This is a genomic window from Virgisporangium aurantiacum (assembly GCF_016863635.1).
Lineage (GTDB): Bacteria > Actinomycetota > Actinomycetes > Mycobacteriales > Micromonosporaceae > Virgisporangium > Virgisporangium aurantiacum.
Genome location: NZ_BOPG01000012.1, coordinates 553,194 through 576,054 on the forward strand (window position 1 = coordinate 553,194; position 22,861 = coordinate 576,054).

Here is a 22,861-nt window from a genome sequence, read left to right on the forward strand (position 1 = left end):
TCGAGGACGTGAACGCTCCGAACGTCACCGGCTGGGTGCTGCTCGAACACCCGGGCCCGTGGGGCGGCTCGGCCGCGCACGAAAGCGCGCTGGTTCCGGAGCGGCTACGGGCCGCGGCCCGCGACCGGAACCTGCGCGTCCACCTGGTCCGCCCGCACGGCCGCCGGTCCCGCGGATCCGCGCCGGGCGCGGTGTTCCTGGCCCGCACCACCGGGCCGATCCAGTTCGTCGAGCGGCTCCGCGACGCCGACGACCTGGACGCGGACGCGCTGGACCTGATCGTCGCCGGCCGCCCCACCGGTCGCGGCCCCGTCCTCACCGACCCGCTGTACCTGACCTGCACCCACGGCCGCGTCGACGCGTGGTGCGCGATCCGCGGCCGCCCCGTCGCCCGGGCGCTGGCCACCGCCGCCCCCGGACGGGCGTGGGAGAGCACCCACGTCGGCGGCTGCCGCTTCGCCGCGAACGTCGTCTGCCTGCCGTCGGGTGTCTACTATGGACGGATGACGGCGGCCGAGGTCGCCGGCGTGGTCGCGGCCACCGACTCCGGTGCGATCGCGCTCCCGTGGTACCGCGGCCGGGCCGACCTACCGGCCCCGGCCCAGGTGGGCGAGCGGTTCCTCCGATCGCTGACGGGCCTGGAACGCCTCGCCGACATCCGCTTCACCGGGTTCGGCTCCGGCACGGCCACCGACGTCCACGACCTGAGGTTCACGTCCGCCTGGGGCGACTACGAGTTGCTCCTGCGCGCGGGCCCCACGCCGTCGGCCGGGTTCGAGGTGGTGTCCATAGTGGAGCATCGCCACCCCGTGGCCACGCGGTAGCCGTCCACGATCAGTGCGTCGCGACGGGTTCGCCGAACCGGACCTGGTCGGCGGGTGTCGGACGGCCGTACCACGGGCCCTGTATCGCGTCGCATCCGAGTTCACGCAGACGCCGCAGCTGGTCGTCCGTCTCCACGCCGTCCGCGACCACGAAGAGGCCGAGCGTCCGGCAGAGCGCCACGATCATGGCGATGACGATTTCGTCGTCGGGTCGTCCGATACCGGTCACGAACGTCCGGTCGACCTTGACGGCGTCGACGGGCAACCGCGGTAACTGCACGAGCGACGAGTGACCGGTGCCGAAGTTGTCGATCACGATGCGCACACCGAGGTCGCGCAGGTCGTCGAGGGTCTGTCCGGTCGCGTCGGCGCCGGCGCCGAGGCTGGTTTCGGTGACCGCGAGCCACAGCGCCGCCGCGTCGAGGCCGGTCTCGTCCAGGGTGTCCGAGAGCGTCGCGACGAAGGTGGGGTCGGCCAGTTGCGTGCCGGAGACCTTGACGGCGACGTGCAGGTCGGTGTGGATCGCCCGCCATTCGGCGGCCTGCCGGCAGGCCTGCCGCAGGATCACGGCCCCGATCGGTCCCACCAGTCCGTCCTCCTCCGCGATGGTGCTGAACTCGGCGGTGTCGAGCACGCCGCGGCGGGGGTGATGCCACCGCGCCGACGCCTCGACGCCGACGACCCGGCCCGTCGCGACCGACATGAACGGCTGATAGTGGGCGTGGAGCTCGCCCGCGTCGATGGCCCGGCGCAGGTCGTGGTGCGCGTCCGCCCGTTCCTGCATGGCCGCCCGGAGCCGGTCGTCGAAGACCTCCACCCGTCCGCGTCCGCGCTGCTTGGCCTGGTACATCGCCATGTCGGCGGCGCGGATGAGGTCGTCCGGTTCCGCGTCGGTGATGCCCTCGTTCAGGGCGATGCCGACGCTGGCTCCGACGCTGACCTCGCGCACGGTCGTACCGACCTGGACGGAGATCGGCTGGCACACGCGGTCGACGATCCGCTCCGCGATGCCGACGGCTCCGTCGACCGAGGTCAGGCCCTCGCAGATGACGACGAACTCGTCGCCGGCGAGGCGGGCTACCGTGTCGCCGGTCCGCTTGAACGCGGTGATCCGGGCGGTGACGGCGCGGAGTACCTGGTCGCCGGCCTCGTGGCCGAGCGAGTCGTTGACGATCTTGAAGCGGTCCAGGTCGACGAAGATGACGCACACCAGCTCACCCGTGCTGGCCGACCTGTCCAGGATCTCCCCGAGCCGGGTCAGCATGTGTGACCGGTTGGGCAGGCCGGTCAGCGCGTCGTGGGTCGCCCGGATCGACAGGCGGTTGGTGGCGGCCTCGGTCCGGGCGATGGTGTCGTTCAACGCGTGCGCGACGAAGGCGAGTTCGTCGTGGGTGTCGACCGATGCCCGCCGGGTCAGGTCGCCGTGTGCGACGGCGTCGAGCGTGTCGACGATACGACGGATCGGCCGCGCGACCGACAGGTAGAAGCCGACGAACAGGTACCCGGCGAGCAGGCCGGCGGCGCCGCTGCCGATGCTCACGCGCAGCGCCCGCGTCGTGAATCCGGAGATGCGGGCGCGCAGCCGTTCGTCCAGCGTGGTGGCCACCCACCCGGCGAGCCGGGACGCCTCCTGCCGAACGGCGGCCGCCGGCTCCGCGACCTCTTCGAACCGATCGGCCGCGGTGGCGCGCTGCAGTGACCGGCTGAACGCGTCGACGACCTCGGCGAGCCGTTCGTAGCCGTCCCGCGCACCGAGCCGCACGGACGCCGATCCGGTCGAGTCGACGACGGCCGTCGCGGCCCGGGTCAACGCGGAGTTGATGTCGGTGATCACGCCGAGGTTCCGGCCCAGGTCCACGACGGCGTCGACCCCGCCCGCGTAGTCGACGGTCGAGCCGGTCCGGACGACCCGGTCGGCCCGCTCGGCGGCGCGGCCGGCGACGTCCAGCAGCTTCGGCAACCGGAACTGCAGGGTGTCCATCAGGTAGTAGGTGTCGATGTCCGGGTCGAGGGTCAGGTTCGACTCGTCACCGACGCGGACGATCAACTTCAGAAGGGCTTCCATCGCCATGTCGAAGGCCGCCCGTCGCACGGGCAGCGAATCGGTCCGGCAGGCGGCGACCACCAGGTGCCTGGCATCCCCCCATGAGCGGCTCGTCCGCATCCGTGTCCCGAGCCGGCGGTCCAGCGCGTCGATGTGGTTCAGGAGGCCGTCGATCGGTCCCGTGCAGGGTGTGTCGGCGGCGGGCTCCGCGCGGGCGGCCACCATGACGCCCGTCAGGTCGACGAGGGGCGCCATCAGCACGACTCCGTGGCGCTCCTCCGCGCTGAAGTCGATCTGGTCACGCTGCAGATCGACGTAGGCGCCGGCGACGAATCCCAACGGCACCAACAGCACCAGGCCCACCAGGACGAACTTGCGTATGTACCGCAACCGGCCGAGCAGGACCGCCGCCGGCCGGAACAAACCGGCCAGCCGGCGCGCAGCGGCGCCACTGGCCATTGTCGTGTCCTTCCCCGCCGGTCGCCTCTCCTAGGCACTCATCGGCCGGCAGCGGAGCGCTCTTAGCTTGTTGCGCGGACATCTACATGCTTGAATGCGTCGAGCGCCCAACGATCTTGGAGAGTGCCGCATGTCGATCTCGCGTCGCGCCCTGCTGTCGGTACCTCCCGCGGCGGCCCTGCTGGCAATGGCACCGGCCCGGGCGCGAGCGGCCACCCCACCCACCGACACCGCACCCACCGACACCGCACCCACCGACACCGCACCCACCCACACCGCACCCACCGACACCGCGGCCGACGACCACGCCGCCGTCATCGACAACGCCGTCGCCGTGTTCGCCGGCACCGACGGGTCGAACGCCCGCACCGAGGTCGCCGCCAAACTGGCGTCGATGGAGACGACCGCCCGCGCGCGGCTCGCCGCGATGGACAACGCCGGGCCGGGCGAGCTGTTCGCGGGCATCGCGCTCGGCGCCAACGACGCCAACCTCGCGACCTCGTTCCGGTACCTGTACGAGATCGCCCTGGCGACCCGGGTTCCGGGCGGAGCGCCGGATCTGTCCGGCGCCACCGCCGTCCAGCACCGGGTGATCGACGCGATCGGTTGGCTCCACGACCGCTACTACGGTGACCAGGCGGCCGGCTACTACGGCAACTGGTTCAACTGGGAGATCGGCATCTCCTCGTCCCTGAGCATGATCCTGGTGCTGCTCAAGGACCGGTTCGCCGCCCACCGGCCCGACCTCGTGGGGTCGTGCGTCGCGGCGATGGACGGATACCTGCGCAACGGCACCAACGGTGACGTCAACCTCGACTCGCGTTTCCACACCGGGGCCAACCTCGCCGACATCACCACGAACCGGATCCTCCAGGGCGCCGTCCTCGACGACGGCTCCCGGGTGGCCAAGGCGATCTCCGACCAGTTGACCGTCTTCGCGACCGTGGACCCGTACCGCCTGCAGCACGGTGTGACCGACGGCCACTACGCCGACGGCTCCTTCATCCAGCACGCCTCGGTCGCGTACACGGGCTCCTACGGAAAGGGTCTGCTGACCCGCGTCGTCCAGACCCTGAAGATCCTCGACGGGACGGGCTATTCCACCGGCGGAGCCCGGACCGACCTGGCCGGTGTCGTCCACGGCTGGGTGGCCAACGGCTTCGCTCCGCTCATCTTCGAGGGCTGGATGATGGAGATCGTCAAGGGACGCGCGGTGGCGCGGACCACCACCGGGTACGCCGACGTCGCGATCGTCGTCGAAGCCGTCGTGGACCTCTCGACGTACCGCACCGGAACCGACGCCACGGCGCTCAAGAGCTTCGTCAAGTTCGTGCGGCAGACCTCCCGGGCGGCGCTCGACCCGACGAGCTTCGTCTCGCCGGTCAGCATCGTCCGGTACGCCGACATCCTGGCCGACCCGTCGATCCCGGCGGCCGACCTCAACCCCGCGGCGACCACCGTCGCCTTCAACGCCATGGACAGGACCGTGCACCGGCGCACCGGCTACGCGTTCGCCCTCGCCCGCAGCTCCGGCCGGATCAGCAAATACGAGTACATGAGCGGGGAGAACCTCCAACCGTGGTTCCAGGGCGACGGCGCCCACTACCTGTACCTCTCCGGGCAGGACCAGACCGGGTCGTTCGGCGTCGACTACTACACGGCCGTCTCTCCGTACCGGCTCGCCGGCGTGACCGCCCCGGTGGAGACCCGCCGGTCGGTTCCGGAGCTCTACGGCACCGCCTGGTACGACAACCCGGCGCTCGGGTTCACCTCGTCGTCCGAGAAACAGAACACGTACGTCTACTTCCCGCGCGGCACCGACGGATACTCCGGCGGCGCCACCCTCGGCGGGTACGGCGCGGTCGGACTCGTCCAGTCCGACGATGCCGCGTACGCCGCGAAGCGGGCCGGTCTCCTCCCCGACGACTTCGTGGTGTACCGGAACGCCGATGCCACGAAGTCGTGGTTCATGCTCGACGACGAGATCGTCGTCCTCGCCGCCGGTGTCGGTGACTCCGCCGGACGTGCCGTCACCACGACGATCGACACCCGGATCGCCGACGTCGCGGACGCGATCAGCCTGACCGGCCGGTCATTGCGCGGCACCGCCTGGTCCGGCGTCGGTACGGCCGAGCTGGCCTGGCTGCGCTACGCCAACGACAGCCGGGGAACCGCCGTCGGCTACGTCTTCCTCGACCGGCAGCCGGTGACCGTGGCGCTGGACACCGTCTCCCGCAGCCGGCGCGTCGTGCGCACCGCCAACCCGGACACCGTGGTGAGCAAGCGGGTCTTCGCCGCCGTCGTCGAGCAGGCGGCCGGTGCGGCCCATGCCCCGATGGCGTACGCCCTCGTACCGAACGCCACCCGGCGACAGCTCGACGGATATGCCCGCGGGCCGATCTCCGTTCTCGCCAACACCACCGGGATCCAGGCGATCAGGCACGCCCGGCTGGACCTGGTCGCCGCCAACACGTTCACCGCCGGCCGGCACCGCGCCGGGCGACTCGTGATCGACGGGCCGGCGTCGGTGATCCTGCGCAACGGCGACGCCGGCACGTGCTCGATCGGCGTCTCCGATCCGACCATGAACCGGGACGCGGTCTCCGTGACCATCGCGGGACCCGCGATGAGGGCACTGTCGGCGGACGACGGCGTCCAGGTGCGCCGGGTCGCCGGCGGCACCCGGATCGAGGTCGCGACCCGGCACGCCTACGGCCGGACCCGTGCCGCGACACTGAGGTAGCGTCCAGGGATGGGCATGGCGTCCCGGCACGAGCGTGCGGTCGCCGCGCTGCGGGCGTCGTATGCCGCGGCGCCGGCCGGTCGGCCCGTGCGCCTCGCCAAGCGGACGACCAATCTCTTCCGGTCCCGGGCGGCCGGCGGACGCGGCCTCGACGTCGGCGGCCTGTCCGGGGTCATCGAGGTCGACGCCGCCGGCCGCACCGCCGACGTGCAGGGCATGTGCACCTACGAGCGGCTCGTCGACGCGACACTGCCGCACGGGCTCATGCCCCTGGTGGTGCCGCAGCTGAAGTCGATCACGCTGGGCGGCGCGGTCACCGGGCTGGGCGTCGAGTCGACGTCGTTCCGGCACGGGATGCCGCACGACTCGGTGCTCGAGGCGGACGTGCTCACCGGCTCCGGCGACCTCGTCACCGCCCGGCCCGACGGTGCGCACGCCGACCTGTTCGCGGCGCTCCCCAACTCGCTGGGCAGCCTCGGCTACGCGACGCGGCTGCGCATCGCGTTGCAGCCGATCGCCGCCCGGGTGGCCCTGCGCAACGTCCGCTTCACCGACCTCGACGCGCTCGTCGCCGCGGTGGAGGAGGTGACGGCGATCGGCGCCTGGGCCGGCCGGGCGGTCGACGCGATGGACGGCGTGCTGTTCGCGCCGGACGAGGCGTACCTGGTCCTGGGCACCTTCACCGACGACGTCGGCACCACCAGCGACTACACCGGTCGGGCGATCTACTACCGGTCCCTGCGGGAACGCACGACCGACCTGCTCACCGCGCACGACTACCTGTGGCGCTGGGACACCGACTGGTTCTGGGTCTCGCGGGCGCTCGGCGTCCAGCGACCGCTGGTGCGACGCCTGTGGCCGGCCCGATACCGCCGCAGCGACGTCTACCACCGGCTCATGCGGATCGACGACCGGTACCGGATCACCGCCCGGTTCGATCGCACCCCGCGGGAGCGCGTGGTGCAGGACGTCGAGATCCCGATCGGGCGTACCGCCGAGTTCCTGCGCTGGCTCGTCGACCACGTACCGATCACGCCGGTGTGGCTGTGCCCGGTGACTCCCCGCCGGTGTGCGCCGTTGTTCCCGCTCGCCTCCGGCCGCACGTACGTGAACGTCGGCTTCTGGGGCACCGTGCCGGCCGGCCGCGGGACCAACCGGGCCGTGGAGTCGACGGTGGCCGAACTGGGCGGCCTGAAGACGCTGTACTCCGAGGCGTTCTACGACCGGGAGACGTTCGACCGGTACTTCGGCGGCGAGGCGTACCGCGCGGCGAAGGCGCGGTACGACCCGGACCACCGGCTCACCGGTCTCTACGAGAAGGCGGTGGAGCGACGATGACCGTGGCGGATGTGGTCCGCGCCGTGACCGACGGTGAGCCGGCGGTCCGCGTCACCGCGTACGACGGCAGCGCGATCGGCCCGGAAGGCGCGGAGGTCACCGCGCACCTCGCGTCGGAGCGCGGCCTGTCATACATCCTGACCGCGCCGGGTGAACTGGGCATGGCGCGGGCGTACGTCGCGGGGGACCTCGTCGTGAGCGGGGTCCACCCGGGCGACCCGTACGAGGCGCTCCGCCTGTTCCGCGACGGCCTGCGGCTGCGCCTGCCCTCGCCGCGCGACGGCCTCGCGCTCGTGCGCGGGCTCGGCTGGCACCGGCTGCGGCCACCGCCCCCGCCGCCGGAGGAGGCGCCCGCGCCGTGGCGGCGCGCGATCCGGGGACTGCGCCATTCGCGGACCCGGGACCGGGAGGCGATCCATCACCACTACGACGTGTCCAACGCGTTCTACGAGTGGGTGCTCGGCCCGTCCATGACGTACACCTGCGCGGTCTACCACGACCCCGACGACCCGCTGGAACGGGCGCAGGCGGCCAAGTACGAGCTGGTCGCCGGAAAGCTCGCGGTCGAGCCCGGCATGCGGCTGCTGGACGTCGGCTGCGGCTGGGGTGGCATGGTGCGCCATGCCGCGCGCGAGCACGGTGTCCGCGCGCTCGGCGTCACGCTGTCACCCGCACAGGCCGAGTGGGCGAACGCCGCCATCGACCGGGAGGGCCTGGGTGACCTCGCCGAGGTGCGGTGCATGGACTACCGCGACGCGCCCGCCGAGCACTTCGACGCGGTCAGCTCGATCGGCCTGACCGAACACATCGGCGTCCGGAACTATCCGCGGTACTTCGCCGCGCTGCGCGACCGGCTGCGCCCCGGCGGCCGGCTGCTCAACCACTGCATCACCCGGGCGGACAACACGATGCCGACCAGGTTCGGCCGGTTCATCGAGCGGTACGTCTTCCCGGACGCCGAGCTCGCCGGCCCCGGTCGCGTGCTCGGCGCGGTGCACGACGCCGGGCTGGAGGTCCAGCACGAGGAGAACCTGCGCGCCCACTACGCGCTGACGCTGGCCGCCTGGAGCCGCAACCTGGTCGAGCACTGGACGGACTGCGTCGACGACGTCGGCCCCGGCGCCGCCCGCGTGTGGGGCCTCTACATGGCCGGCGCCCGCCTGTCGTTCGAGCGCAACGAACTGCAACTGCACCAGATTCTCGCCACCCGGACGACCGCACGCGGCGTGTCGTCCTACCCGCTGCGCCCCGACTGGACTTAAGGCCTTAAGCGGCCACGAGAGCCCGGGTCCAGGGGTGGGACGGGGCGTCCAGGATCCGCTCCACCGGGCCCTCCTCGCACACGACGCCCTCGTGCAGCACCAGGACGCGGTCCGCCAGGCGGGCCAGCACCGCCCGGTCGTGGGTGATGACGACCAGGGCCAGCCCCAGCCGCTCGCGCAGGTCCGACACCAGGTCAAGCACCTTCTCCTGCACGCCGGCGTCGAGGCTCGACGTCATCTCGTCGCACACCAGCAGGTCGGGCCGGGCGGCCAGCGCCCGCGCGATCGTCACCCGTTGCCGTTGGCCGCCGGACAGCTGGGCCGGGAACCGGCCGGCGAACGTGGCCGGCAGGCCGACCAGGTCGAGCAGGCGGGCCGTCTCCTCCCGGGCGGCGGCGCGGTCGAGGCCGTGCAGGCGGCGCAGCGGCCGGCGGATCGCGGCGCCCACGGTGCGGCGCGGGTTCAGCGAGCCGGCCGAATGCTGCGGGACCAGTTGGATCCGGCGGCGTTGCGGCACGGTGCGGTCGGTGACGCGGGCCGCGAGCGGCTCGCCGTGCAGGGACACCGATCCGGCGTCACGCACGTGGGTTCCGCTCAGGCACCGGGCGAGCGTGGTCTTGCCGCTGCCGGACACCCCGAACAGCGCCACGCACTCCCCCGCCGCCACGTCGAAGGAGACGTCGCGCACCACGGTCGTGCGCCCGCCCCGGGTCGGATGGCCGGCGCTCACGCCGTCGACCCGGAGGACGGGCACGCCACCGGACGCGGCCGGGATCGTCCGGCGAAGGGCCGCGATTGGGCGGCGGGTGGACGGGACGACCGGGCCGTCGGCCACGACGCGACCGGCCTCGACCACGACGAGCCGGTCGGTCATCCGCTCGACGGCCGCGTGGTCGTGCGTGATGAACACCAGCGCCATGCGGTGCCGCCGCACGAGCGCGTCGACCTGGTCGAGCACGAGCTTCTGCACGAGCGCGTCGAGGCCGGTGGTCGGCTCGTCGAGGACCAGCAGGCGCGGATCGCCGGCGGTCATCCGGGCCAGGGCCAGCCGTTGCTGCTGGCCGCCGGAGAGCTGGTGCGGGTAGCGGCGCAGCAGCGCGGGTTCGGCCGGCAGGCCGACCTCGGCGAGCCGGCGCAGCAACGACGCGTCGGCGCGGTCGGTCGCGAGTTCGGCCAGCTGCCCGCGCACGCGCAACGTCGGCGTGAGCGCGGAGGCCGGGTCCTGCGGCAGGTAGGCGAGGACGCGCCGGCGCACCGAACGCAGCGCGGAGTCGGTGAGCCGCAACAGGTTCTCGTCCCCGACGAACACCCCACCGTCCACGACGGACAGTCCACGTCGGACGGCGCCGAGCATCGCGAGCGCCAGCGTCGTCTTCCCGGAGCCCGACTCGCCGACGACGCCGACGCGTTCGCCCGGCCGCACGTCGAGCGAGACCCGGTCGAGCACCGGGCGCCCGTCGGCGGCGACAACGGTCAGGTTCTCGACCCGCAGGACGCTCACCGGTCCAGCCTTGCCGCGAGACGGTCCAGGCCGAGGTTCGCGGTCACCGCGAGGACCGCGAGGCACACGGCGGGCGCGAGGACGGCCCACGGCGTCAGGCCGACGCCCTCGACGTTCTGGCTGATCATGGCGCCCCAGTTCGGTTCGTCGGGGCCGAAACCGAGGAAGCCGGCCGCGGCCGTCAGGGAGACGGCGATCGCGAGCCGGGTGCCGGCGTCGGCCAGGATCGGACGGACGATGTTGGGCAGGATCTCGCGCAGCAGCACCGACACCGTGCCCTCGCCGAGCCCGACCGCCTGCTCCACGTAGCCCTGCCGCATCGCCTGCAGGGTGGCCGCGCGCGCGACCCGCGACACGAACGGGGCGCCGGTGACGACCACCACCGCGACGAGTGTCACCGGGTTGTAGCCCCAGCCGTGCAGGATCACGAGCAGCACCAGCACCGGCGGCACGGCGAGCAGCAGACCGTCCACTCTGGACACCAGCGCGTCGACGATCCCGCCGCGGTAGCCGGCGAGCATCCCGGTGGCCGTCCCGATCACCGCCGTCAGCGCGACGGCGAGCACCGGCACCAGAACGAGCGGACGCCCACCGGCGAGCAGCCGCAGCCACACGTCGCGCCCGGCGCCGTCGGTTCCCAGCGGCAGCCCGGCGCCCGGGCCGGTGTACGGGCGGCCGACGATCCGGCCGGGATCGCCCAGGCCCGCGGCGATCCAGTGCCCGGCGACGGCGAGCGCCACCACGGCCGCCCCCGGAAGGGCCACGAGAGTGCGCAGCTTCACGGCGTCCCCGTCCGCAGCTTGGGGTTCGCGAGGAACCCGAGGAGGTCCGCGACGATCAGCGAACCGACGATGACCACGGCCAGCAGCAGGCCGACGCCTTCGAGCACCGCGGCGTCGTGGTTGCGGACGGCCGTCAGGAGAACGGTGGACAGTCCGGGGTAGTTGAAGACGACCTCGACCACGGTGGTGCCGCCGAACAGCGCGCTGACGAGCCACGCGAACACCGGCGCGAGCGCCGGCACCGTCGTCGGCAGCACGTGCCGCCACACCACCGTCCGCTCCGGCACGCCGGCCAACCGGGCCGCCTCGGCGTTGGGCGCCAGGTTGGCGTCGACGACCGTGGCGCGCACGAGCCGGCTGGCCCACGCGGTGGCGAACAGCACCAGCGAACCGGCCGGCAGCACCAGGATCTCCGGGCGGTCCAACGGCGTTCCACCCAGCGGTGGCAGGGAGACCGCGGGCAGCAGCCCGAGCGTCACCGAGAACACCATCACCAGCAGGCCGGCCACGACGAAGCTCGGGATCGCCACGACGGTCAGCGAGACACCGGAGACGAACCGGTCCAGCCGGCCGCCGGGACGCAGCCCGGTGAGGACGCCGAGGAGGACCGCCAGCGGCACGGTGACCGCGCTGGCGATCAGCACCAGCACCGTGGTCGACCACAACGGTTCCGCGATGACGTCGATCACCGGGCGGTGCGAGATGAGGCTGGTGCCGAGGTCTCCCCGCAGCACCGCGCCCATCCACTCCGCGTACCGCACCGGCAGCGGCCGGTCCAGGCCCCACTCCGCGCGCAGCGCGTCGATCTGCTCGGGCGTCGTGCTGATGCCGAGCGACGCGCTGGCCGCGTCGCCGGGCACCATCGACGCACCGGCGAACAGCACCATCGACACGGCGACGAGCGTGAGCGCCGCCGCGGCGAGCCGCTTGCCGACAGCGAGGACCGGCCGCTTCACGGTTTCCGCCTCAGCCGAACGTGGCGCGGCCGAAGGCCTGCACCGTCTGGTTGACCGGCACCGCCTTGACGCTCGCGTTGGAGACGTCGATCGACTCCTGGAAGCCCCACAACAGGTCGCCGCCGTTGTCGTAGAAGTCGCGCTGCAGTTCCGCGAACGCCGCCGCCCGCTTGTCGTTGTCGACCGTCACCTGTGCGGCGGCGAGGCGCTTCCAGTGGTCCGGGCCGGCGCCCGTCACGTTGAAGACGGCCCGTTCGTTGGTGACCGCCGACAGGTGCACCTGCGCCGGCCGGTTGCTGTAGTAGAACGTCTGGAACGGCACCGTCGACAGCGCCTTGAGGTCGGCGTAGAAGCTGTCGGCCGGCACCGTCTGCACGGTCAGCTTCACGCCGGCCTCCTGCAACTGCTGGCTCAGCAGCTTGGCGGCCGTCATGAACCCGGGCACCAGGTCCGACGCGCGCAGCGTCAGCTCGGAGACGCCGGCGTCGCGGAACAGCTGCCGCGCGGTGTCGACGTCACGCGAGCGCTCGGCCAGCCCCTTCGCGTACCCGGGCAGGCCCTTGCCGACGACGTCGTCGCCCGGCGTGCCGAGGCCGATCAGCGCGTTCTCCACGAGGGCCTTACGGTCGGCGGCCAGCCGCACGGCGCGCCGCACCCGCGGGTCGTTGAACGGTGCCAGCCGCTGGTTCATGGCGAACGACAGCGCGTTGGAGTTCGCGACGCCGCCGCGGTGGATGCGCACCTGCGGGTTGGCCCGCTCGGTCTGCGCACCGGCGGCGCTGATGCCGACCGCGTAGTCGACCTGGCCGTCCTTCACGGCGGCGAGCCGGGCGGAGGCATCGGCGATCCGCGTGATCTCCAGTTCACGCAGGGCGGGCGTACCGCCCCAGTGATCCTCGTTGGCGACCAGGCGCACGATCCGCTCGTCGCTCGCGTCGAGCCTGTACGGCCCGGAACCGATCGCCTTCGAGAAGTCGGTGGTGCCCTCCGGGAAGACGGTCGAGAAGACCACGAGCACGGCCTCGCGGAAGTCGGCGCGGGCGCGCTTGAGCGGCACCTCGACGGTGCGCTCGTCGACCACCTTGAGGTTGGCGACGTCGACCTCGCCGTACACCGAGGCCCGGTTGCTGGGCGGGGTCGCCAGCGTGCGGATGCTGTAGGCGACGTCGGCCGCGCGCACCGGTCGGCCGTCGTGGAACGTGACGCCGGACCGCAGCCGGATCGTCCAGCGGGTGGCGTCGGCGTTGGGCTCGACGGACTCGGCGAGCTTGAGCTTGAAGGTGCTGTCCTCCAGCGCCATCAGCGAGTCGTACACGTGCTGCACGACGATGACGCTGGCGCCGGCGCTCACCGAGCGCGGGTCGAGCCCGGTCGTGTTGGTGGCGTCGGCCGCGGCGACCCGGAGCAGGGTGGGCGCGGCCGCCTGGGCCGGCTTGTCCGCGGGTCCGCACCCGGCCAGGCCGCTGCCGGCGAGGCCGGCTCCACCGGCGGCCAGCAGCCCGAGTCGGAGAATCTGACGGCGGTTCGTGCCGGAGACCTCGGTCATGATGGTCGTCTCCTTTGCTTCCCCGGTGCGGGCACCGGTCATTCGAACGGAAATGTGTAGGCGCGTCTGCGCAAATCTGCGCCGGCCTCAGACACGGGCCGGTGCCAGCAGCGAGTCGGTGATGCTGCCGTCGACGAACAGGTGCTCCCAGGTGCCGCCGCCCTTGAAGGTCGGTATCCACTGCCGGGCCAGCAGGGCGCGCATCCCGGGGGCCGACTCGGTGAACTCCATGAGCTCCTCGTAGGCGTCCAACGAGGACAGGTGGATGAGCAGGTGCAGGCGGTCCTGGCGGCCCCACATCTCCTCGAAGAGGAACGCGGTGGCCCGCCCGACGAACGCCTCGTTGACGGCGCCGGCCCACTCGTAGAGGAACACCCGCGCCTCGTCCCGGACGGCGTACCGGGCCTGTCCGACGCGGTGCAGCGTCAGGGCCGAGTTCGCCGAGTGCAGCAGCCGGTCGGCGGGCACGGTGGTCTGGAACCGGGCCGCGGGTTGAAAGGTGTCACCGTGGTCGTCATCATCAGCGTGGCCGACGCCGTGCTGCGGGCACATCACCGTCTCGCTGATGCTGCCCTCGACGAAGATGCGTTCCCAGCCGCCGCCGCCCTTGGTGGGCAACCGGTCCAGGTCGGTGATCTCGCGCCACTTGGCGTCGTGGTCGACCTTGTCGAGCAGCCGGCCGTAGTCGTTGGGCTGCTTCAGGTGCAGGATCCAGTGCAGCCGGTTGTGGACGCCGATCACCTCTTCGTAGAGGAACACCGAGACGTACCCGACGTCGCCGGCGTTGATCAGCTCCACCAGTTGCCGGCCGAACTGCAGCCCCTCGGCCCGGAACTCGTACTTGATCAGGCCGCTGCGGTGCACGATGAAGCCCGCGTTCCCGGTGTGCAGCACGCGGTCCAACGGCACGCTGCTCTGCAGGTGCGCCAGCCGCGGCGCGGCGCCGACGTCCGTGGTCATCCCGCCACCCCCTCGGCGGCCAGAGCGTGGACCCGTGCGGCCAGCCGGGCCGGGGTCGGATCCTTGAACAGGTCGGCCAGCCGCAGCGAGATCCCGGTCCGCTGCTCCAACCGGTCCAGCAGCACCATGCCGAGCAGCGAGTGGCCGCCCTCGACGAAGAAGTTCGAGTCGGGGGTGAACGCGTCGGGGCCGCGCAGGCCGTCGTCGAGCAGTTCGCGCCACAGGGCCACGAGGTCGTCCACGAGGTTGTCCATCGGGTTCTCCTTACTCGGTCAAGAGATCGGCGACGGCCCGCGCGGTGAGCGGGCTGCGCATCAGGTCGGTGTGCGAGACGTCGAGGTAGCGCGCGGAGGCGACGAGGCCGGCGCGGTCCGCGGGAGGCACCGAGCGCAGCCCGATCCCGGGAGTGGCGCAGTTGACGGCGTGCGCGGTCGGCCACCGCGCGGGCAGGTCGATCGCCGCCGCGAGCCAGTGCAGGTACGAACCGGCCAGGCCGACGAACTCCGTCACGCGCGACCCGGGCAGCCCGACCCGTTCGCACGCGGGTGCGACGACGTCGTGGCACAGGTCCCGCAACCGCGCGGCCAGCGCGAGCGGCGGCGATGACGCGGCGACGCTGTCCTCCCCCGCCCGCAGGGCCGCCGCCACCTCGTCCGGCGCGAGGACGGACGCGAAGCGGTTCACCCGCTCGCGGTAGAAGTCGAGCATCATCGCGGGCGTGGCCGGCTCCGGGTCGAGCAGCACGAGCCGGGGCCGCGGCTGCCGGGCCGCGATCCGGTCGGCGATCATCCCGGCGTAGACGCTGCCGGAGCAGAACCCGAGGACGGCCCGCACCGGAAGAGTGGCCAGGGCACCGGCCCACCGCTCGACGTGCGCGGCACCGTCCATTCCGGACTCCGCGCCGAACGCCGGTGGAGCGCTCTCCCAGACACTGAAACCCGGTGGCAGCAAAGAGACAAGGTCGGTGAACGTCGCGATCGGACGCCCAGCGGACGCGAAGTCGCACGCCACGACGAGCTCGCCAGGCTGGGACAGCGCGGTCCACCCGACCGGAACCGCTTGTTCCACAAGGTTTTCGGTCATCGTCGTGTCCCGTTCAGAACGCCGCGGGACGGAACCGCGTCACGACGGCCATCGGGTTCACCCGGCGCGGGCCGGCACCGGCGGGGCCGGCGGCCGGACCCGACGGCGCCGGTCCCACCGACGGGCGGGGCACGCTGACGGCCGGGTGATCACCGACGATGAACGCGTCGAGCCGTTGCTCGTGCAGGGCGAGGAAGCAGTCCCGCCGCCGGGCCACCAGTCCCGCCTGCCGGAAGTTCTTCAGGAAGTAGCCGACCCGGGAGCGCGTCGTGCCCACCATGCCGGCGAGCTCGTCCTGCGTGATGCGCTCCTCGATCCGCAGAATGTGGCCGTCGCGCCGGCCGAGCTTGCGACCGAGGTGCAGCAGGATCGCGGCCAGCCGGTGCTCGCTGTCGACGGTTACCAGATAGGCGATCATCTGTTGTTGTTCGTACATTCGACGGGCCATGTACTTCACGAACTCGTGTCGGAAAGACGTGTCCGCCATGGCGGCCAGGACCTTGGCCGCGGAAACCCGGCGCAGCACGGCCGGGGTCATCGCCGTGACGGTGTCCCGGCGCTCCGTACCGAGGAGGCACAGCTCTCCGAACACATCGTCAGTTGTAAATATGTTGAGCAGGCATTCCTTGCCGTCCGCGGATGGTGCCACGGCTTTCAACTGACCCTGTTCGATCAGATAGATGCTGCGGTCGCCGTCGAGACAGCTGTACACGACGTCCCGGCGGGACACCTTCAATGTGGACGCCCCCAGCGTCCCGGCCGCGATGAGGCGACGGAGGTCCGCGCCCACCCCGAGGGGCGCCGGCGCCGAAGCCTGTGTGGCGACTGCCATGTTCTCTCCTCCCAGCGCGCCGCCCACCCGCGGCGTGCCCGGCCGACCCGGTCGGTCAGGCGCGCTCGCGTCGCCACACCCGGAAGCCGTCGAACCGGACCTGGGCGAACTCGACGGCGACCGCCGCGCCGATGGACCGGGCCAGACGTCGGGCATCGTCGACGTCGTGCGCCAATGCGAAAATCACGAAGTAGATGTCGATGGAAATCGTTCGGACGACGACGTGTTCGATCTGCCGTCCCGCCCGGGTCCCGTTGAGCCGAACACTCGCTTCCATGACCTCGACCGACGGCAATATTCCCGTTTCGGTCGGAATGAAGCGGAGCTCGACCGCGTACATGCGGTGCTATTTCCTGTCGCTATTGACAGGCGTCTTATGCGGGGCCGACATTCCCCATTCCCAACCTTCGGGTACGGGCGGAGGACCGGGCGGTGGCTCGGGAATGACGACAGTGAGCACCGACATCGCGAAAAGCGCAGCAACTACCCGTCGAACAGACATGGTCGACCCCTTGAATTAAGCGTGGAGAATTATTGAAAGCGGCGATTCCGCTGGGCCGGCCCCTGGTTCGCTTCGCTATGCACAGCCTGCCGTCGTCAAGGCCCCGTGTCTGCATTTTCCGCGGCGCAGAGGATGTCATGGCACCTTGGTGCCAAACCTCGCATCCCCGCTCCCCGGGCGGTCCGCGGGCGCCGAAGTCGTTGTTCGCACAGCGAAGGCGGCCGGATCGGCGCGGCATTCCCGATCGGGCAGGTAGGTCGAAGCAAATGGACCCCCGATTGTGAGAAGTCAATGCCGGGCGCATACTTGGGGTCTGAGACGGGAGGATGCCAGGGTGGGTCGGTCCTTGTTCCCAACGAATGCGAATTCATCGGGGGATGAGGAGGACCGCCCTCGTCCCGACGATGGCCTGGTGACCACGGCCTACAATCTTCTGCTGCAGAGACCGGGGCTCGACCTCGCCCAGTTCGCCGAGGAACTCGGGTGCGACGCCGAGTTCGCCACCGCCATTCTCGACCGGTTGGTCGACCTCGCCCTCCTGCATCGCCGGTCCGACGAGGTCGGCATGCTGGTCGCGGTCAGCCCGATAGTCGCGATGCAGCACCTGATCGCACGCGAACAGCTGCTGCTGCACGAACGACACGATTTCCTGCAACGCAGCCACGACACGTTTACGTCTATTTTGCGGAGCTATTCCACAACAACTGAGTTCGAAAGTCCCGAACCCGACATAGAGCAATTGACCGATTTGCGAGCGGTCCGCCGGCGGCTCGAGGAGCTGGCCATGTCGGCCCGCACCGAGGTGCTGTCGTTCAGCCCGTCGGCCTACAACCCCACCGCGACCCGCGACGCCAGCCGCCCGCTCGACATGGCGATGCTCGACCGCGGCGTCCGGATGCAGACCCTCTACCTCGACACGCTCGCGTTCGAGCCGGCCGGGCTGGAGTACGCGCTGACGCTCGTGAACGCCGGCGCCGACGTCCGGCTGGTGCCAGCGCTGCCGATGCGGCTCATCCTCGTCGACGGGGAGACGGCCATCGTGCCCCGCGATCCCGACGACGACACGGCCGGCGCGCTCATCGTCCCGCATTCCGGGCTCGTCACGGCGCTGCACGCGTTGTTCATGTCGTACTGGAAGCAGGGCCGTCCGCTGACGGCCGACGGCGACTCCGACGCGGGCGCCCGCACCGCCGACCGGGCGGTCCTGCGCCTGCTCGCCACCGGCGCCAAGGACGAGGCGATCGCCCGCCAGCTCGGCATGTCGGTGCGCACCGTGCGGCGCATCGTCGCCGACATCATGGTCCGGGCGGAGGTCGATTCCCGGTTCGCGCTCGGTGCCTACGCCACGGCGCACAACTGGATCTGACCCGCGGCGCGCTGCACGTCCTGTCGCACCGCGGCGAGCACGTCGGCGCGCCCGTCCTTGAGATAGAAGTGGTCGCCGTCGAAGACCCGCATCGTGAACTCGCCGCCGGTCTCCTCGTGCCAGCCGAGCAGTTCGCGGTGGTTCACCTCCGGGTCGGCGGCGCCCATGTAGGCCGCCACCGGGCAGTGCAACCGCGGCCCCGGAAGCGGTTGGTACCACTCGTTCAGCTCGAAGTCGGCCCGCAACGGCGGCAGCAGCGCGCGCAGCAACGCCGACTCCTGCAACACCTCCGGCGGCGTCCCGCCGAGCCCGCCGATCTCGCGGAGGAACTCGGCGTCGGGCAGCGTCGAGAAGAGACGCCGGTTGGTCGGCAGGCGGGGCGCGCGGCGTCCCGACACGAGAACCGCCGCCGGGCCTTCGGCAAAACCCATATGGGACGCACGTGAGCGCGCGAGCCGCCGGCCCACCTCGTACGCGAGCACCGCTCCCATGCTGTGCCCGAAGAGGACGTAGGGCCGGTCGAGGTGGGGCAGCAGGGCCGCGCACAGGGGGTCCAGCACCTGCTCGATCCGCCGCGCCGGCGCTTCCCGGATGCGCGACTCGCGACCCGGCAGCAGCACCGGTCGCACGTCGATCTCCGGCGCGAGAGCGGCCCGCCAGCGCCGGAAGAACGCCGGCCCGCCGCCGGCGTGCGCGAAGCAGAACAGCCGCACGGCCGGATCGGCAAGGGCCGGCACCGGCTCGACGATCCACCGTTCCCCGGTCATGACGGTGCTCCGTTTCTCGCCACCACGACGCTCGTGTTGAAGCCGCCGAAGCCGAACGCGTTCGACAGCGCGAAGTCCACGTCGGTGTCCCGCGCCACCGGGCCGACGAACCGGCTGGTGTCGTCGAGCGGGCGGGTCAGGCCGGCGTTGGGATGCAGGAAGCCGTGCCGCAGCTGGACGAGCGTCGCCACCGCCTCCACGACGCCGGCCGCGCACAGGCAGTGCCCGACGAGTCCCTTGGTGGAGTTCAGCCACGGCGTCGCCGCGCCGAACACCTCGCGGATCGCGCGCGCCTCGGTCTCGTCGCCGATCCGCGAGCCGGTCCCGTGGGTGTTGACGTAGCCGACGCGGTCCGGGGCGAGCCGGGCGTGGCGCAGCGCCGCGGCCATCACGGTCGCCTCGGCCGCGACGCTCGGCTCGGCGAGCCGGGTGGCGTCGAGCCGTTGGGCGTAGCCGGCGATGTGGCCCAGCGCCGGCACGCCGCGCTCGGCGGCCGACTCCGGGCTCTCCAGGACGAGACAGGCGGCGGCCTGACCGGGCACGAACCCCTCCCGGTCGACGTCGAACGGCCGGCACGTCGTGGTCGCCATCGCGCCGAGGTTGTAGAAGCTCTGCCGCTCCATGCCCGACAGGTCGGTGAGCGCGCCGAGCACGAGGCACACGTCGACGGCGCCGGACGTCACCAGGCGCATGCCGTTGATGATGGCCACGTTGCCGCTCGCCGAGGCGCCGCCGACGGTGTAGCCCTCGCCGGTGACGCCGAGCACCTCGCTCACCGTGCCGACGTGGTCGGTGTCGAGGAAGTGCAGGGCGTAGCGGGCCGGCAGGTGCACCGGGCTGGTCTCGTAGCGGGGCTGGACGTCGTCGGCGTACCGGCCGCCGAGGTTGTGCCCGGCCACCACGATGCCGACCCGGTCGCTCGGCACCGCCTTGCGGTGCAGGGCCGCGCGGTCCCAGCCCTCCAGCGCCACGACGACGGCCGCCCGCACCGCCAGCGGGGCCCGGGCGGCCACCCGGATCGCGGTGCGGCGCAACGGCTCCGGCAGGTCGGTGCGGGCGGCCACGGCGGCGACGACGTCGAACCCGGCGAGATCGGCGCTGACCCGGGGGCTGAGCCCGTCCTCGGTTTCCGGCCGCAGCCCGATGCCGACCGTGCCGGCGCGCAGCGCCCGCCGGAACCCGTCCGTGTCGCCGGCCGTCGCGCACAGCACGCCCGTTCCGGTGACGGCGACCCGGTCGGCCGGTCGGTCCTTGTTCACCGGACGTGCCGACGGAACAGTTCCGCGAGGGTGCCGATGTCGCGCACCGGGCCGAACTCCGCCACCGGGACGCTGATCTCCAGCGCCTCCATCGTCAGCGTGACGACCTCGGCCCGGTCGATGCTGTTGCAGCCGAGCTCGGTCAGCGACCGGTCGGGCGCGACGAGCGTGGGGTCGAGGTCCGGCAGGACCACGCAGACGTTGCGCCGGATGGTTTCCAGGACGGGGTCCATGGCTCTTCCTCTCTTGCGGTTGGATCTCACAGCCACTCGTAGCGGCGGTGGTACTCCTTGATGCCGGTGTGCACGAGCCGGTTCCGGGCGCCGTCCAGGTAGCCCGCCCAGCGGTCGAGGTCCACCGTGCGGTCGCGCTCCGGGACCAGCACCGCCAGCGCCTCACCGAGCAGGTCCTCGTACTCGCCGAAGGTGAGTTCCCGGCGGGCGTCGAGGTGCGCGCCGATGCCCATCGCCCGCACCGCCGCCCGGGAACCGGCGTCGACGACGCCGCTGAACAGCTCCGCCGAGCAGCCCGAGCCGTACGAGTACAGGCCGACCCGCGCGCCGTCGTCGACCGAATCGTGGTCCAGCAATGACGCCAGCGCCAGGTACACCGAGCCGGAGCACAGGTTGCCGACCCTTGACGGGTAATGCAGAGACGGCTGGACGCGGCGCTCGAAGTCGGCGTCGACCGCCGCGGCGGACACGCCCGCCGCCCGCATCATCCTGCGGTGGGCGGCGCGCACCAGCCCGGCGAACGGGGTGTGGAACGCGAGCCGGTCGAACGTCGTGGCGAAGTCGGCGTCGGCGACCCGGCCGGCGTAGTCGTCGAATGCGTTCGCGAGGCAGTCGAGGTACGCGAACAGCGAGCGGTCGACGTCGGCGACGTCGAACGTCGGCGTCGGGCGGGCCGAGTCGAGCGTCTCGTAGCAGTACAGCCCGAACGCGCCCGGATCGATGGTCAGCACCCGGGGGTCCGCCCCCACGAGCACCGCGGCGGCGCCGTGGCCGGTGGCCGGTTCGGCGTAGCCGGCGCGGGCGTCCACCAGCGCCACGTCCGTGGCGATCACGAGCGCCCTCGCGCCGGGCGCCGCACCGGACGCGAGGTAGCCGGTGGCGAGCTGGACGGCGGCGGTCGCCGCGTAGCAGGCCTGCTTGACCTCCAGCAGGCGGCACGTGCGGGACAGGCCGAGGTACTCGTGCACGTACGAGGCGACCGACTTGCTGAGGTCCACCCCCGACTCGGTCGACGTCACGAGCAGTTCGACGCTGTCGCGGTCCGCTGTGGACAGTGCGTCGAGCAGCGGCCGGGCCGCGTTGACCGCGTTGGTCACCGGGTCCTCGAACGGCAGGCCCACGGAGCGCTCGGCCATCGCGAGGTTCGCCAGCCGGTCCGGGTCGAGGCCGCGCCCGGCGAACAGCTCCGGCACCGCGATCCGCGCGATCCCCGCGTAGACGTTCAGCGCCTCGATGCCGTACCCCATCAGGGCCGCCGGTCGGCGAGCAGCGCGACCAGTTCGTCGAGGTCGCGCACCGAGCTGAACGTCGACAACGGCTCGTCGACGCCGAGCCGCTCGGTCAGCGACACGATGATCTCGACCCGGTCGACCGAGTCGGCGCCGAGGTCGCGCAGGTGCTTGTCACCGGTGACCTCGGTCCGCCGGACCGTGGGCAGGATCGTTGCGAGGACGTCGTGGACGGCCGTCCAGACCTCGGTTGTCAGCGCGGGCATCATGGGTGTCTCCCGTCGGATGGGGTCGTCAGCAGGTGCAGCGTGCAGACCGCGAGGAGCCGGTCGGTCCGGCTGTCGCGCAGGACCACGTCGACCACCTCCCGACCGGGATCGGCCCGGTCGGTCCGGTGCCGCACGTCGATGGCGATCACGCAGTCGGCGTCGGCGTTGCCGAGGTAGCACAACTGCTGGTCGACCACGACGCGGTCGAGGAACGCGGTGTCGCCCCGGCCGAGCCCGCGATAGAGGTCCAGCAGCGCGCGGTCGACGATCGAGAAGTACGACGCGAAGTACAGCAGCCCGACGCCGTTGAGGTCGCGGCTCGGGTCGACCGGGTAGCGCAGCCGCCGCGGCGGCGAGGCGTCGACGTAGCGGGTGTCCGGGAGGAACGTGAGGGCCGTGCGGGCGGTGCCGCAGGCGACCCGGGGCGAGCGGTCGGCGGGCAGCGTCGGCAGGTGCCGGTGCGTGAACCCGACCGGCGACGCGCGCACGAGCGTCTCGTTCGACGTTCCGCCGCCGCGCGAGATCCACCGGTTGAGGTTCTCGACCCGCAGGCTGTCGTCGCCGCGGTCGATGCGGTGCAGCGCGAGGACCGACTCGGAGCCGAAGTCGTAGAGCCGGGTGGTGATCCGCAGCGTGTCGCCGAAGCTCGGCGTGCGGAGGTGGAACGCCCGCCCGCCGCGGATGCGGTAGTAGTAGAACGACAGGTATGTGGGGTCGCCGGCCGCGGTGCGGGCGCGGAGCACGTCGACGCCGCAGAGTTCGCTCACCGCGTCCCAGGTCCAGTCGCCGATCTGGCCGGCGAACAACGAGTTGTGGCCGCACATCGCCGGGCGCACCACCTCGGTCCGGGTCACCGACGACGGATCGAGCACCGTCGGGGCGGGGCGTTCGAGGATTCGCATCGGT

General features: G+C 72.0%; 21 protein-coding genes. 5 read left to right on the forward strand and 16 right to left on the reverse strand.

What is annotated here, in order from left to right; translation table 11 throughout:
• Positions 1-8 precede the first annotated feature (8 nt).
• Positions 9-824 (forward strand): sucrase ferredoxin, encoded by an 816-nt coding sequence (locus Vau01_RS11390; RefSeq protein ID WP_203990427.1) that lies wholly within the window; start codon positions 9-11, stop codon positions 822-824.
• A gap of 10 nt (positions 825-834) precedes the next feature.
• On the opposite strand, the gene Vau01_RS11395 is transcribed toward Vau01_RS11390, so the two are convergent.
• On the reverse strand, positions 835-3,327 hold the full coding sequence (locus Vau01_RS11395; protein WP_203990429.1) for a putative bifunctional diguanylate cyclase/phosphodiesterase: 2,493 nt from the start codon (positions 3,325-3,327) through the stop codon (positions 835-837).
• A gap of 130 nt (positions 3,328-3,457) precedes the next feature.
• On the opposite strand from Vau01_RS11395, the gene Vau01_RS11400 reads away from it, so the two are divergent.
• The 3 genes from Vau01_RS11400 to Vau01_RS11410 are packed head-to-tail and all read left to right on the forward strand — an operon-like array spanning position 3,458 to position 8,670.
• Positions 3,458-6,070 carry a polysaccharide lyase family 8 super-sandwich domain-containing protein gene (locus Vau01_RS11400; RefSeq protein WP_239151491.1) on the forward strand — a complete coding sequence of 871 codons (2,613 nt, stop codon included), beginning with the start codon at positions 3,458-3,460 and terminating at the stop codon, positions 6,068-6,070.
• Between the two features lie 9 nt (positions 6,071-6,079).
• A complete protein-coding gene (locus tag Vau01_RS11405; RefSeq protein WP_203990431.1) occupies positions 6,080-7,408 on the forward strand; it encodes an FAD-binding oxidoreductase in 1,329 nt (442 codons plus the stop codon).
• On the forward strand, positions 7,405-8,670 hold the full coding sequence (locus tag Vau01_RS11410; RefSeq protein WP_203990438.1) for a class I SAM-dependent methyltransferase: 1,266 nt from the start codon (positions 7,405-7,407) through the stop codon (positions 8,668-8,670). The genes Vau01_RS11405 and Vau01_RS11410 overlap by 4 nt, the downstream gene beginning before the upstream one ends.
• Positions 8,671-8,674: 4 nt before the next feature.
• Here the strand turns inward: Vau01_RS11410 and Vau01_RS11415 are convergent, their stop codons facing one another.
• From Vau01_RS11415 to Vau01_RS11455, 9 genes are all read right to left on the reverse strand, one after another.
• On the reverse strand, positions 8,675-10,171 hold the full coding sequence (locus Vau01_RS11415) for an ABC transporter ATP-binding protein (RefSeq protein ID WP_239151492.1): 1,497 nt from the start codon (positions 10,169-10,171) through the stop codon (positions 8,675-8,677).
• Positions 10,168-10,953: an ABC transporter permease gene (locus Vau01_RS11420; RefSeq protein ID WP_203990441.1), complete on the reverse strand. Its 786-nt coding sequence runs from the start codon at positions 10,951-10,953 to the stop codon at positions 10,168-10,170. The genes Vau01_RS11415 and Vau01_RS11420 overlap by 4 nt, the downstream gene beginning before the upstream one ends.
• Positions 10,950-11,909 (reverse strand): ABC transporter permease, encoded by a 960-nt coding sequence (locus Vau01_RS11425; RefSeq protein WP_239151493.1) that lies wholly within the window; start codon positions 11,907-11,909, stop codon positions 10,950-10,952. The genes Vau01_RS11420 and Vau01_RS11425 overlap by 4 nt, the downstream gene beginning before the upstream one ends.
• Before the next feature lie 10 nt (positions 11,910-11,919).
• Complete coding sequence (locus tag Vau01_RS11430) at positions 11,920-13,455, reverse strand: ABC transporter substrate-binding protein (protein ID WP_203990443.1); 1,536 nt, start codon at positions 13,453-13,455, stop codon at positions 11,920-11,922.
• Between the two features lie 87 nt (positions 13,456-13,542).
• On the reverse strand, positions 13,543-14,415 hold the full coding sequence (locus tag Vau01_RS11435) for a DUF6039 family protein (protein WP_203990445.1): 873 nt from the start codon (positions 14,413-14,415) through the stop codon (positions 13,543-13,545).
• Positions 14,412-14,669, reverse strand: a complete 258-nt coding sequence (locus Vau01_RS11440) for an acyl carrier protein (RefSeq protein ID WP_203990447.1) — start codon at positions 14,667-14,669, stop codon at positions 14,412-14,414. Before Vau01_RS11440 ends, Vau01_RS11435 begins: the two co-directional genes overlap by 4 nt.
• 10 nt (positions 14,670-14,679) lie before the next feature.
• The gene (locus tag Vau01_RS11445; RefSeq protein WP_203990455.1) at positions 14,680-15,498 is read right to left on the reverse strand and encodes a hypothetical protein; all 819 of its coding nucleotides are present in this window, start codon (positions 15,496-15,498) and stop codon (positions 14,680-14,682) included.
• A 13-nt stretch (positions 15,499-15,511) separates the two neighbouring features.
• On the reverse strand, positions 15,512-16,330 hold the full coding sequence (locus Vau01_RS11450; protein ID WP_203990457.1) for a Crp/Fnr family transcriptional regulator: 819 nt from the start codon (positions 16,328-16,330) through the stop codon (positions 15,512-15,514).
• A 55-nt stretch (positions 16,331-16,385) separates the two neighbouring features.
• Positions 16,386-16,607, reverse strand: a complete 222-nt coding sequence (locus Vau01_RS11455) for a hypothetical protein (RefSeq protein WP_203990459.1) — start codon at positions 16,605-16,607, stop codon at positions 16,386-16,388.
• Positions 16,608-17,244: 637 nt separating this feature from the next.
• Between Vau01_RS11455 and Vau01_RS11460 the strand changes: the two genes are divergently transcribed.
• Positions 17,245-18,198, forward strand: coding sequence for a helix-turn-helix transcriptional regulator (locus Vau01_RS11460; protein WP_203990461.1), 954 nt, complete (start codon positions 17,245-17,247; stop codon positions 18,196-18,198).
• Here Vau01_RS11460 and Vau01_RS11465 read toward each other — a convergent pair.
• From Vau01_RS11465 to Vau01_RS11490, 6 genes are read right to left on the reverse strand one after another with little or no spacing between them, the layout of a single operon-like run.
• Positions 18,171-18,965, reverse strand: coding sequence for a thioesterase II family protein (locus Vau01_RS11465; RefSeq protein WP_203990463.1), 795 nt, complete (start codon positions 18,963-18,965; stop codon positions 18,171-18,173). The two genes, Vau01_RS11460 and Vau01_RS11465, sit on opposite strands and share 28 nt — an antisense overlap.
• Complete coding sequence (locus Vau01_RS11470) at positions 18,962-20,224, reverse strand: beta-ketoacyl synthase N-terminal-like domain-containing protein (protein ID WP_203990465.1); 1,263 nt, start codon at positions 20,222-20,224, stop codon at positions 18,962-18,964. The genes Vau01_RS11465 and Vau01_RS11470 overlap by 4 nt, the downstream gene beginning before the upstream one ends.
• Complete coding sequence (locus Vau01_RS11475) at positions 20,221-20,457, reverse strand: phosphopantetheine-binding protein (RefSeq protein WP_203990467.1); 237 nt, start codon at positions 20,455-20,457, stop codon at positions 20,221-20,223. Before Vau01_RS11475 ends, Vau01_RS11470 begins: the two co-directional genes overlap by 4 nt.
• Before the next feature lie 26 nt (positions 20,458-20,483).
• Positions 20,484-21,704: a hydroxymethylglutaryl-CoA synthase family protein gene (locus tag Vau01_RS11480; RefSeq protein WP_203990469.1), complete on the reverse strand. Its 1,221-nt coding sequence runs from the start codon at positions 21,702-21,704 to the stop codon at positions 20,484-20,486.
• Positions 21,704-21,955: a phosphopantetheine-binding protein gene (locus tag Vau01_RS11485; protein WP_239151494.1), complete on the reverse strand. Its 252-nt coding sequence runs from the start codon at positions 21,953-21,955 to the stop codon at positions 21,704-21,706. Before Vau01_RS11485 ends, Vau01_RS11480 begins: the two co-directional genes overlap by 1 nt.
• Positions 21,952-22,857 (reverse strand): LnmK family bifunctional acyltransferase/decarboxylase, encoded by a 906-nt coding sequence (locus Vau01_RS11490; RefSeq protein ID WP_203990471.1) that lies wholly within the window; start codon positions 22,855-22,857, stop codon positions 21,952-21,954. The genes Vau01_RS11485 and Vau01_RS11490 overlap by 4 nt, the downstream gene beginning before the upstream one ends.
• Positions 22,858-22,861 lie beyond the last annotated feature (4 nt).

Coding starts and splice junctions, on each gene's coding strand:
- Vau01_RS11395 (WP_203990429.1), bottom strand. CDS start 3,327: ATGGCCAGTGGCGCCGCTGCGCGCCGGCTGGCCGGTTTGTTCCGGCCG.
- Vau01_RS11400 (WP_239151491.1), top strand. CDS start 3,458: ATGTCGATCTCGCGTCGCGCCCTGCTGTCGGTACCTCCCGCGGCGGCC.
- Vau01_RS11405 (WP_203990431.1), top strand. CDS start 6,080: ATGGGCATGGCGTCCCGGCACGAGCGTGCGGTCGCCGCGCTGCGGGCG.
- Vau01_RS11410 (WP_203990438.1), top strand. CDS start 7,405: ATGACCGTGGCGGATGTGGTCCGCGCCGTGACCGACGGTGAGCCGGCG.
- Vau01_RS11430 (WP_203990443.1), bottom strand. CDS start 13,455: ATGACCGAGGTCTCCGGCACGAACCGCCGTCAGATTCTCCGACTCGGG.
- Vau01_RS11435 (WP_203990445.1), bottom strand. CDS start 14,415: ATGACCACGGACGTCGGCGCCGCGCCGCGGCTGGCGCACCTGCAGAGC.
- Vau01_RS11440 (WP_203990447.1), bottom strand. CDS start 14,669: ATGGACAACCTCGTGGACGACCTCGTGGCCCTGTGGCGCGAACTGCTC.
- Vau01_RS11445 (WP_203990455.1), bottom strand. CDS start 15,498: ATGACCGAAAACCTTGTGGAACAAGCGGTTCCGGTCGGGTGGACCGCG.
- Vau01_RS11450 (WP_203990457.1), bottom strand. CDS start 16,330: ATGGCAGTCGCCACACAGGCTTCGGCGCCGGCGCCCCTCGGGGTGGGC.
- Vau01_RS11455 (WP_203990459.1), bottom strand. CDS start 16,607: ATGGAAGCGAGTGTTCGGCTCAACGGGACCCGGGCGGGACGGCAGATC.
- Vau01_RS11465 (WP_203990463.1), bottom strand. CDS start 18,965: ATGACCGGGGAACGGTGGATCGTCGAGCCGGTGCCGGCCCTTGCCGAT.
- Vau01_RS11475 (WP_203990467.1), bottom strand. CDS start 20,457: ATGGACCCCGTCCTGGAAACCATCCGGCGCAACGTCTGCGTGGTCCTG.
- Vau01_RS11480 (WP_203990469.1), bottom strand. CDS start 21,704: ATGGGGTACGGCATCGAGGCGCTGAACGTCTACGCGGGGATCGCGCGG.
- Vau01_RS11485 (WP_239151494.1), bottom strand. CDS start 21,955: ATGATGCCCGCGCTGACAACCGAGGTCTGGACGGCCGTCCACGACGTC.
- Vau01_RS11490 (WP_203990471.1), bottom strand. CDS start 22,857: ATGCGAATCCTCGAACGCCCCGCCCCGACGGTGCTCGATCCGTCGTCG.